Source organism: Streptomyces sp. NPDC058877, from assembly GCF_042742855.1.
In the GTDB taxonomy this organism is placed as follows: Bacteria; Actinomycetota; Actinomycetes; order Streptomycetales; family Streptomycetaceae; genus Streptomyces.
In genome coordinates, this window is sequence record NZ_JBHYMF010000221.1 from 1 (window position 1) to 10473 (window position 10473).

The window sequence follows — 10473 nt, forward strand, 5'->3', positions numbered from 1 at the left end:
GACGAGTCCTCCGTCCAGCACGGTGGGCACGGGGGCCACGGTGCGGCGACGGACGCGACGGCGTCGGCGGCCCCCGCCCCGCTGCCGTCGCAGAGCACGGCGGCTCCGACCGTTCCCGCCTCGCCCCCCGCACCCGCACCCGCGACGGGTTCGGACTCCGGGGTGGAGCTGGCCGAGACGGGCGGCGACGCCACCACCCCGTACCTGGCGGTCGGTGGCGCCGCCGTGCTGGCGCTTGGTGCCGCGGTGCTCTTCGGGACGACCCGGCGGCGCCGGGCCCGGAGCTAGCCGAGCACCGAGAGGCAGGTGGTCGGGGTGGCGTGGGCCGGGTCAAGGGCGTTGGTCACCTCGTGGAAGGTGACCCGGTCCACCGTGCCGATCGCCACGTGCTCGGACAGGTCGAGTGCGCACTTGTCCTGGATGAGGACGTTGGTGACGTTCGGTCCGGTCAGGAACTGGGAGCGGTACGGGGTGACCACCTCGTCGTACCGGGTCGCGATGACGTGGTAGCGGACCCCCGGGACGGTGTCACCGCCCTCGTTGAGCTTGGTGATGAAGGCCGAGCCGGCGACCTGGTCGGTCAGGCCCGGGGTGGCGGAGCTGATGACGTCCTCGGCACCGGGGAAGTGCGGCAGCAGCTTGGTGAGGCCGAGCAGGGTGGTGCCGTGGTTGTCGGGGGCGATGCCGACCAGGGTGTTCACCTTCTCGGCCCCGCCGAGGAACTTGAGGTACCAGCGGGGCATCATGCCGCCCTGAGAGTGTCCGACGAGGTCGACCTCGGGTGCACCGGTGGCGTCGAGGACGCGGTCCACATAGGTGTCGAGCTGTCCGGCCGATGCGGCGATGGGACCGAGCCCGTTGAAGAGGGGCACGCCCGGGAGTTGGCCGTAGTCCAGCGAGAAGACGCAGTAGCCCCGGTTGACCAGATAGGGCGCGAGGGCCAACCAGTTGTCGATGGAGTTCCCGAAGGTGCCGTGGACCAGGACGATCGGGCGGGGGTGCGCGGCGGACGGCTTGCAGGAGTAGTCGTTCCAGCCGCGGCTGGAAGCGGTGGAGGCCTGTGCCGAGGCGGTGGGGGCGAGGGTGGCGGCAGCGGTCAGCAAGAGGACGGACAGCGCTCTGAGGGCGTGTGTCCAGCGCTTGCGGGACTTTCGGGGCAGCATCGGGCGATCTCCTTGCGGCTCAAGGGGAAGGTGGGGGTGCTGTGCCCTGCGGTCCGGACCACAAGTGGGGATGCTCTTCAGCCAAGCTACGCACGGGTAGCCTCGACTGGGAAGTTACGCGTCGGTAAAAAGTGCTGTGTCGGCGTCAGTCGACCGTTCACGTCACCGTCAGAAGCCTCTGTGCGGGCACCTGCGGGCCCCGTACCGCCGTCAAGGACGCCGTCTCCAGCGGCAGATGACGCCGTGGCGGATCAGAGCGGCCGGGGTTCGCGCCGGAGCAAGGGGCCGCGCAACGGAGGAGCGGCCGGGACGGTGCACCGGCGGGCGAAGCCCGGCACGGCCGGCGCGCTTCCGGCGCCCGTAAGCGGAATGCGCAGACCTCCCTCCTCCGGCCCGTGCCGCGCCCGACCGCCCGACCGCCCGCTGCAGGGGGGCGCTCGGCCATTCGGGCGCATCCCACCTGCGGGAGCACTCCCGGCCCCGGAGCGTGGAGGCATGAGTTTCGTCGATGAACTGAAAAGCGCCGTCACTCCCCGAGCGGCCCTGCTCGTCGTCGGGGTCTTCGCCCTCCAGCTCCTGTTCGTCACCTCGTACGTCGGGGCCCTGCACCATCCGAAGCCCACGGACGTCCCCTTCGGCGTGGTCGCGCCGCAGCAGGTCTCCGACCGGCTCGTCGATCAACTGGAGGAGCTCCCCGGCGCACCGGTCGCCCCCCGGACCGTCACCGACGAGGCCGCGGCTCGGCAGCAGATCATGAACCGGGACATCGACGGGGCCCTGATCGTCGACCCCCTCGGTCGCACCGACACGCTGCTCGTCGCCTCGGGCGGCGGCACCGTCCTCGCCTCAGCGCTGGAAACGATCTTCACCAAGGTGGAGGCCGTCCAGGGGCGCACCGTGCGAACGGTCGACGTGGCTCCCGCCTCGCCGGAAGACTTCGACGGGCTCTCGGCCTTCTACCTGGTCGTCGGCTGGTGCGTCGGCGGCTACATCTGCGCCGCGATCCTGGCGATCAGCTCGGGCTCGCGACCCGCGAACCGGGAGCGCGCCGTCATCCGCCTCGGAGTGTTGGCGCTGTACTCCGCGCTCGGCGGTCTCGGCGGCGCGATCATCGTGGGGCCGATCCTCGGCGCCCTGCCCGGCAGCATCGCAGCCCTGTGGGGCCTGGGCACCCTGGTGGTCTTCGCCGTCGGTGCCGCCACCCTCGCCCTCCAGTCCGTCTTCGGGATCGTCGGCATCGGACTGGCGATCCTGTTGATCGTCATCGCGGGCAACCCGAGCGCGGGCGGCGCCTTCCCCGCGCCGATGCTGCCGCCCTTCTGGAGGGCGATCGGCCCCGCGCTGCCGCCGGGTGCCGGAACCTGGGCGGCACGCTCGATCGCGTACTTCAAGGGCAATGACATGGCTGCCTCGATGTGGGTCCTCTCGGCCTGGGCGGTGGTGGGCACCGCGGTCACCCTGGTGATGTCCTCGCTGAAGCGGAAGCCGGAGGCGGAAGCGATCGCCTCGGAGGTCGGCGAGCCCCGGTCCTGACCGGCCGGGGTTGCCCCCGGCCGGGGCGCGGCCCCGGAAGCAGGGCCGAAGGTCCCGGGAACGACCGTCCCTCCGGCCGCGGGAACGGACGGAGGGACGGGTTCGGGCACGTATCCGCCCGGTGCGGGCGCCTTCCGTCCCGGGCCTCCGGGGTCCGGGGGCCGTGGAGGCCCGGGACGGATCGAGGAGGAGATCAGTACACGTGGACGCCGTATGCGTTGAGCGCCTCCGTCACGGGCTGGAAGAAGGTCGTCCCGCCGGAAGAGCAGTTGCCGCTGCCGCCCGAGGTCAGGCCGATCGCCCGGCTGCCCGAGTAGAGCGGGCCGCCGGAGTCACCGGGCTCGGCACAGACATTGGTCTGGATCATCCCGTAGACGACGTCGCCGCCGCCGTAGTTCACGGTGGCGTTCAGGCCGGTCACCCGACCGCTGTGGATGCCGGTGGTGGAGCCGCGTCGGGTGACGGACATGCCGACGGTGGCATTGGCGGCGCTGGTGATGTCGACGCTGCCGACCGCACCGGGCTTGCTCACCGAGCTGTTGGTGTAGCGCACGATGCCGTAGTCGTTGACCGGGAAGCTCGAACCGGCCGTGGAGCCGAGCACGGTGGTGCGGGACGAGTTGGAGTACCAGGTGCCCGCGCCGTCGGTGCAGTGTCCGGCGGTGAGGAAGTAGTGGTTCCCCGCTCCGTCCCTGACGTTGAAGCCGAGCGAGCAGCGCCAACCGCTCGCGTAGATGGCGTCACCACCGGAGATCAACTTGTTGAAGACACCGGGGGTGCGCTCGAAGCGCAGCGCGCCCGCATTGCTTCCGGCCCGGTGCTTGATCTTCGCGATCTCGGCCGGGGAGACGGTCGAGTCGGCGGTGACGACGACCCTTCCGGTCGCGGTGTCGACGTGCCAGGCGGTGCCTGCCACGTCTGCGGCGAGGACGGCCTCATCCGCGGCGGAAAGCTGGGGGGCGCTGAACGTCCGGGTGGCATCGGCGCTGGCGGTGGGGGCGCCGAGCGTCGCCGCGGCGGCGACGAGGCCGGCGGTGAGGGCGAGCAGCCGTAACTTCTGGGTGGGGGTGGTGCGCGTGATCCTCACGACGTGTTCCTCCTGTGGGGGGATCAGCGGGAGATCGGCGGAAGGAGGTCAGTAGAGGCTGACCTTGTACTTGGCGAGCGCCTCGGGCACCGGCTGGTAGAAGGTGGTGCCTCCGGTCGAGCAGTTGCCGCTGCCCCCGGAGGTGATGCCGAGCGCTTTGCTGCCGTCGTAGAGCGCACCGCCGGAGTCACCGGGCTCGGCGCAGACGTTGGTCTGGATCATGCCGCGCACGGTGCCGCCGCCGGAGTAGTGGACGGTGGCGTTGAGTCCGGTGACCTTGCCGCTGCGGGTGCCGGTCGTGGAGCCGGAGCGCTTCACGGACTCGCCCACGTAGGCGTCGGCCGCGGTGAAACCGCCGGTGTGGGAGAGGGAGGCGTTGTCGTAGCGGACGAGGGCGTAGTCGTTGCCCGGGAAGCTGGAACCGACCGTGGGGCCGATCAGGGTCGTCTGGGCCGAGTTGGCGTACCAGGTCTTCACCACGTCGCCGCAGTGTCCGGCGGTGAGGAAGTAGTAGGTGCTGCCGCTGCGGACGTTGAAACCGAGCGAGCAGCGGTAGCCGTTGCCGTAGATGGCGTCTCCGGCTCCGAGCAGCGGTGTGAAGACGCCGGGGGTGCGCTGGACGCGAAGGGCTCTGGAGTCGGCACCGACCGCGTTCCGGATCTTCGCGAGCGCCTCGTCGGTGACGGTCGAATCGGCGGTGACGACGACCCGGCCCGCGGCCCTGTCGACGTACCAGGCGGTGCCGCCGACCCCGGCGGCCTCGACGGCTGCGTCGGCGCGGGCGAGTTGGGCGGCTCCGGCGGGGCCGGGGGCGGGAGCGGCCTGGGCTCCGGGGAGCCCCAGGGCCGTCGCGGCGGCGAGACCGGCGGCGACGGCGAGCAGGCGGGTGCGGGTGTTCCTCACTGTGCTCCTCACTGTTCTCCTTCTGGGAAAAGCGGAGGGGCCCGTGGGTGACGGGTCCGTGAGGCGCCATCAGGTGACGTGTCCCTGACATGCACCGTCAGCGATAGTGGCCTTCCTGGAGCGGACGCACAAGACCGCCGTACGGACGGACGCGTCCGACCATCACCACCGAAGGCGTCCACCGTCCGTGGAGACCGCGAAAAGCCCAGGTCGTGCCGGTCCCGGTCACCGCTCCCCCACGACGACTCGACGTCGGAGGCATTGCCGGACAGCGGGAAGGGACCGGTGGAGCGGTCCACGCGGGCGCACGGCGGCAGTGGTGCGCGCTTGAAGTCCCCCTCACCGAGCCTTCTCACGGCGGGGCTTCGGGCGGCAGGAAACGGAAGCGGCAGCCGGCCCGACCGCCGGCGGCGTCCGCGAAGTCCGCTCGACGGGCCCCGTCGTCCCCACCGCCCACAGGGCACGCCCGTCGTCGCGCAGAGGTCCAAGACCCACGCGCCGGCCGGCCCGGACGCGCTCCCGGCCGTCGGCGCTCTCGACCCGCGACGTGCGGATCCGCGCCCGGGGAGCCCCCTCCACGACGAAGCGCGGAACCCGCGCCCCAGGGCGCGGTCACTGCCCCAGGGCGCGGCCATCCCTCAGGACGCCTGACGCAACATCAACAGTCGCAACCGCAATTGCAGTCACCGCCTCCACAACAGCCGTCGCCCTCGCCGCAGAAGGAGCAACAGTTGCAGCAGTCGCAGCACCCCCCGGGATCGCACTGTTGGCAGAGCCCCTGGCGCTGCTGGCGGGTCCAGGGATCCTCGAAGGTCCCGCAGCACATCTGACAGGTGCAGGCGAGGCCGATCCAGAGGGCGCATCCGGCGATCAGGCCACGCCGGTTCGGCGGTTCGGGCGGGAGCGGCCCGCCGGGACCGCCGGGACCGGGGACATGGGGTCCGGTCGGCCCACCGGGACCGCCCGGACGAGGGGCGTACGGGTTGCCGGGCACCGGCCCCCGGCCGTACGGCACGCCCGCCCCTCCCTCCGGCCCCCCGTGCGAACACTCCGTCGTGCCGAAGGCGCGGTCGATCGAGGTGCGGAGCTCATGGGCGAGGAGGACGTGGGCCAGCCGTCCGTCGACGAACTCGGCCTCCTGCAGGGCGAGGCGTATGCCGTGGAGGGCGTCGTCGGCGAGCCGGCGGGCCTCCTCGCGCGGGGTGCCGGTGGCGGTGAGCGGGTTCCAGGCGCCGGCCGCAGCATCGGAGGCCTGGTCCTCGACGGCGTCGAGGAGGTGGGCGAGCCGCCCGAAGAGACGGCCCGCCTCGGCGAGCGGTTCCGCGTTGCCGGGACGACCGGCAAGGACCGCAGTGTGCGCGAAGGCCGCCGCGGTCGCCGTCTCCGTCGGCTCGGTGACGGCGAGCAAGGGGGTGCCCGGCCCGGCGAGGACCTCGATCCCGGCCTGCCGGTCGACCGCGTCGACGAGGACGGCGGTGTCGAATCCGAGGGCGCGGCCGGTCCTGGCCCCGGCCCTGTCCCAGGAGCGGGCCACCCTACGGGCCGCGACTGCGACGGGCCGGTGCGCAAGCAGTCCGTCCCGGTCCGCAACGTGGTCCCGCACCTTCGCCGAGGCGAGGACGAGGGAGACGGCGGCGGCGAGCCGAGCTCCTTCTCCCCGGGCGACGGGGGCGGTCCGCAGTGCGCGCAGGGCGCAGGGTCCGGCCGTGCGGCGATCCGCCTCGGTCACACCCGTCTGAGCTTCCGTCAGGACGGAGACGATGAGCCCGTCGTAGTTGGTGACGACCCGGGCGAACTGACCGTGGTCGGCGCGGAGCGCAAGGCAGAGGCCGCAGAGATGGGCGGTCCACTCGACCCTGAGGCGGTCGGTGAGCCGATGAGTGCAGGGCCTGACTATTCCGAACAAAGACTTCCCCGTGAGCCATGGGATGTGGTGCCTGAAAGACCGTCAAGCGATCTCGCGGCATCGTAGCGAGCGGTCTCGTTCACCCGTACGCGCCCATCGTCACCCTTCCGGCCCGACTTTCATATTTTCAGCTACATGGCCCCGTCTCTGGCGTGCGATACCGCAACTTTCCTGACGATTCGCCAGAAAAATCCCCTCACGTTCTGCACCAGTACCGTCACGAATCCCCTGCACGGCACCTATCCACTTGGCGTGCGATCCGCATCATGGACGACGATAGGCATTGCGGAACCACAAGTGACCGCGCTGAAAGGAGGCGTCCGTGGGATCGGTGCGCAAGGCAAGCGCCTGGCTGGGACTCGTCGAGGACAACGACGAGCGTTACTACGACGACGAGTACGCCGACGGTGCCGAGGGCGGCGACGCCTGGGTGACGGACCCGCGGGTCCAGGTGGCCACGGACACCGCGGAGGAGCGGGGCCGTCGGATCGCCACCGTCTCCCCCGACGGTTTCCGGGACGCCCGGGGCATCGGCGAGCTCTTCCGTGACGGGATTCCGGTGATCGTGAACCTGACCGCGATGGAGCCGAACGACGCCAAGCGCGTGGTCGACTTCGCCGCCGGCCTCGCCTTCGGCCTGCGCGGGTCCATCGAGCGCGTGGCGACGCGCGTCTTCCTGCTGACCCCCGCCGACACCCAGATCGTCAGCGGCGAGACGGGCCGACGCCAACGGGACGGCTTCTTCAACCAGAGCTGAGCGGGCCCGCCGGCCGACCCGGCACTCCCGACCCGGTCGGGTCAGTGCACCGGGCGCCCCGAGCCGGCGGGCTCGACCGCTTCCCGGGTCGCAGGCACCCGCGGCGCGGCCGCTCCGGGACGGTCGGACCGCTCCGAGCGGTGGGCGGGCCCGGACTCCCGGTCCAACCCCTCCGGGGCCGAGGACCCCTCCGACGCCACCAGGGCGTCGGCCGCCTCTTCCGGATCCACCGTGCACTCCATGACCAGGGGCAGTCGTAGGGCCATCAGTGCGCCGACGAGCAACAGTCCGGCACTGACGCAGAGCGTGACGTGCAGACCGGTCACGAAGGAGTGCCGAGCAGCCTGGTGCAGGGCGTCACCGGCTGCGCCGCCGAGTTGCTCGGCGACCTTGTACGCCTCGCCGAGCGAGTTGGCGGCGGCCCGCCCCGCCTCCGCGGGCACCCCGGGCACCCCGGCCAGCCCCGGGGCGTACGAAGCGTTCATCACACTGCCGAGCAGTGCGATGCCCATGCCCGCACCGAGCTGGTACGAGGTCTCGCCGATCGCCGCTGCAGCTCCCGCGCTGTGCTGCGGCGCCTCGCTGAGCATCGATTCGTACGCGGAGAAGAGCGTGGTCTGCAGACCGAAGCCGAGCAGCACGAAGCCCACCGTGAGCAACAGCGGACGGTCGTGCTGCCCCATGAGCGTGAGCAGCAGCACCGCACCGGCGGTGAGCACGAACCCCCAGCCGACCATCCGGCGCGGCCCGATCCTGCGCAGCGTGTAGGAGCCGGTGGCGCCGGCGGCCATGGCCGCGAAGGTCAGCGGGAGGAGCCGCAGCCCGGTCTCCAGGGGGCTGAGGCCGAGCACGAGCTGGAGGTACTGGACGGCGATGAGCTCCAGGCCGACCAGGGCCAGCATGGCGAGCACGATGCAGCCGACCGAGGTGGTGAAGGCGGCCCGGGAGAAGAGTCGCATGTCGATCAGCGGGTGCGGACGCCGCTTCTGTCGCCGCACGAAGAGGACCAGGAGTGCCGCGCCGAGCAGCAGCGGGCCGACGGTGGACGGGTGGAGCAGCGGATCGCCGGCTCCGGCGCGCTTGACCCCGAGGACACAGCCGAGGATGCCGCCGGCCGCCATGAGCGCACCGAGGACGTCCCAGGGGCCGTCGGCGGCTCCCCGGGACTCGGGCAGGAGGCGGCGGCCGAGCGGCAGGATCAACGCCATCAGCGGAATGTTGATGAGGAAGACGGAGCCCCACCAGTAGTTCTCGACGAGGAACCCGCCGAGGACCGGCCCGGTGGCGGCTCCGACCGCGGCGGTGGCGGTCCAGATCCCGATGGCGGTGGCCCGCTCCCGCCGGTCGGGGAAGACCGCCCGGAGCAAGGAGAGCGTGGCGGGCATGATCATGGCACCGCCGACGCCGAGCAGCGCGCGGGCCGCGATGAGGACCGCGGGATCGGTGGCGAGGGCGGCGACCGCCGAGGCGATGCCGAAGAGCGCATAGCCGAGGAGGAGGACCCTCCGCCGGCCGACCCGGTCGCCGAGGGTGCCGAAGAGGATGAGCAGCGACGCGCAGACCAGGGGGTAGGCGTCGACGATCCAGAGCAGGGCCGTGGAGCTGGGGCGCAGGTCCTCGGTGAGCGAGGGGACGGCGACGTGGAGGATGGTCGCGTCGAGGGCGACCAGGAGGAGGCTGACGCAGAGGACGACGAGGACGACCCAGCGGTTGCCGCCACCGCCGGCGACCCGCGGTCGCCCTTGGGCCGTGTTCGTCCGCGACATATACGTACCTCCCACGTGAAACCCTCGCGCTCGGCAGGCCCCGGACCAGGGCGTATGCCCATGGACGACCCGGCATCGACGGGCGAGTGAGCCGCCAGCGTACGCGAGTTCAAGCCCCGAGCGCGTGGTGCAGCTCTCACCCCGGCAGGGCTCGCGGTGTGGCGTACGCCACTCGAAGCGGGCCGCACCTCGCATGGAATTGCGCACGGACGCCTGTTTGAAGAAATCCCCGGACGCTCAAACAGTTTTCCGAAAACGACCCGAACCGCAATAGGGCTGAAGGTCATCGGATTTCCCGACGGACACCCGCAATGAGCCACCCAATGAGACCCACTCCACATCACATGGTCATCACGAAGGGAGTGGAACGACAGGGTCTGCTTCTCACTCCCTGTAACGTCGATTGGGTGCGTACCGACATCTTTGCCCGGCTGGACCGGGAGCCGGAACCGCCGAAGATAGAGGTCCCGCGGATGACCCGCACGCGTCTCGCCCTCTTCGGCGGGACGTCGGCGTTCTACCTGGCCATCGTCGCCGCCGTGCTGCTGTCGACGTGGCTGGTGACCCTCGACTGGAAGATCATGCTCTTCCGGCCGTACCAGCAGTGGCCCGGGATCCACGGTTTCCTCGACTACTACGTCGTCCTCGGCCAGCGCGGCCCCACGGCCGTCATGGTGGCCGCCTGGCTGGGCTGGCGCTCCTGGCGCCAGCACACCCTGCGCCCCCTGCTGTGCCTGGGCGCGGCCCTCCTCCTGCTCAACGTTTCGGTCGGTTCGGTCAAGCTCGGCCTCGGCCGGCTCGGACCGCACTACGCGACGCAGATCGGATCCGCCGAGCTGTTCGCGGGCGGTGACATATTTCCCTCGGGGCACACCGCCAATGCGGTCGTGACCTGGGGCATCCTCGCCTATCTGGCAACCACCCCGAGGGCCAGGCGCTATCTGTCGGCACTGTCCGCGGTGGTCGCGCTCGGGGTCGGCCTCACCACCGTCTACCTGGGCACGCACTGGCTGAGCGACGTGCTGCTCGGCTGGGCCGCCGGACTGCTCATCCTGCTCGCGCTGCCCTGGTGCGAGCCGGTCATCGCCGTTGCGGAGGCCTGGATCCTGAGCGTCCGGGACCGGATGCGGGAGCGACTGCGGGAGGGCCGCCAGCTGGTTCCCTCGTTGCCCGTGGCCACCGGGGGACCGCGCCCGGGCTTCTTCCCGCCCCGCCCGTCGGCACCCGAGGAACCGGTCCGGGAACCCGTGGGGGTCGGCGGGCGGCGCGCCCCGGCGACCCGCGGCTGATCCGCACCCGGAGGGAACAAGGGCCCCGGCCATCGGCCGGGGCCCTTCCGCATGGGGTCTGCAGGCTCC

The 10473-nt window shown here is 71.6% G+C and carries 9 protein-coding genes; 4 read left to right on the forward strand and 5 right to left on the reverse strand.

Features of this window, described 5'->3' with window-relative positions; translation table 11 throughout:
- Positions 1 to 288: LAETG motif-containing sortase-dependent surface protein (locus ACFW2Y_RS31440; protein ID WP_384885875.1), on the forward strand; the 288-nt coding region annotated here is incomplete at its 5' end.
- Here ACFW2Y_RS31440 and ACFW2Y_RS31445 read toward each other — a convergent pair.
- Positions 285 to 1163, reverse strand: a complete 879-nt coding sequence (locus ACFW2Y_RS31445; RefSeq protein ID WP_384885876.1) for an esterase/lipase family protein — start codon at positions 1161 to 1163, stop codon at positions 285 to 287. The two genes, ACFW2Y_RS31440 and ACFW2Y_RS31445, sit on opposite strands and share 4 nt — an antisense overlap.
- Before the next feature lie 495 nt (positions 1164 to 1658).
- On the opposite strand from ACFW2Y_RS31445, the gene ACFW2Y_RS31450 reads away from it, so the two are divergent.
- Positions 1659 to 2696, forward strand: coding sequence for a DUF3533 domain-containing protein (locus ACFW2Y_RS31450; RefSeq protein ID WP_384885878.1), 1038 nt, complete (start codon positions 1659 to 1661; stop codon positions 2694 to 2696).
- 193 nt (positions 2697 to 2889) lie between these two features.
- Here ACFW2Y_RS31450 and ACFW2Y_RS31455 read toward each other — a convergent pair whose 3' ends face one another.
- From ACFW2Y_RS31455 to ACFW2Y_RS31465, 3 genes are all read right to left on the reverse strand, one after another.
- Entirely contained in the window at positions 2890 to 3783 is an 894-nt protein-coding gene (locus ACFW2Y_RS31455; RefSeq protein ID WP_384885879.1) for a S1 family peptidase, read from the reverse strand.
- Between the two features lie 48 nt (positions 3784 to 3831).
- Positions 3832 to 4686, reverse strand: coding sequence for a S1 family peptidase (locus ACFW2Y_RS31460; protein ID WP_384885881.1), 855 nt, complete (start codon positions 4684 to 4686; stop codon positions 3832 to 3834).
- A 658-nt stretch (positions 4687 to 5344) separates the two neighbouring features.
- On the reverse strand, positions 5345 to 6592 hold the full coding sequence (locus tag ACFW2Y_RS31465) for a DUF5685 family protein (protein ID WP_384885883.1): 1248 nt from the start codon (positions 6590 to 6592) through the stop codon (positions 5345 to 5347).
- Between the two features lie 322 nt (positions 6593 to 6914).
- Here ACFW2Y_RS31465 and ACFW2Y_RS31470 point away from each other — a divergent pair, with 322 nt between their 5' ends.
- Positions 6915 to 7349 carry a cell division protein SepF gene (locus ACFW2Y_RS31470; protein ID WP_384885885.1) on the forward strand — a complete coding sequence of 145 codons (435 nt, stop codon included), beginning with the start codon at positions 6915 to 6917 and terminating at the stop codon, positions 7347 to 7349.
- 41 nt (positions 7350 to 7390) lie between these two features.
- Here ACFW2Y_RS31470 and ACFW2Y_RS31475 read toward each other — a convergent pair whose 3' ends face one another.
- Positions 7391 to 9115 (reverse strand): MFS transporter, encoded by a 1725-nt coding sequence (locus ACFW2Y_RS31475; RefSeq protein WP_384885886.1) that lies wholly within the window; start codon positions 9113 to 9115, stop codon positions 7391 to 7393.
- 407 nt (positions 9116 to 9522) lie between these two features.
- Between ACFW2Y_RS31475 and ACFW2Y_RS31480 the strand changes: the two genes are divergently transcribed.
- Positions 9523 to 10404 (forward strand): phosphatase PAP2 family protein, encoded by an 882-nt coding sequence (locus ACFW2Y_RS31480; RefSeq protein WP_384885888.1) that lies wholly within the window; start codon positions 9523 to 9525, stop codon positions 10402 to 10404.
- Positions 10405 to 10473: the final 69 nt, after the last annotated feature.

Excerpts from the sequence above, each read along its gene's own strand:
- ACFW2Y_RS31445 (WP_384885876.1), bottom strand. The coding sequence starts at position 1,163 with ATGCTGCCCCGAAAGTCCCGCAAGCGCTGGACACACGCCCTCAGAGCG.
- ACFW2Y_RS31450 (WP_384885878.1), top strand. The coding sequence starts at position 1,659 with ATGAGTTTCGTCGATGAACTGAAAAGCGCCGTCACTCCCCGAGCGGCC.
- ACFW2Y_RS31475 (WP_384885886.1), bottom strand. The coding sequence starts at position 9,115 with ATGTCGCGGACGAACACGGCCCAAGGGCGACCGCGGGTCGCCGGCGGT.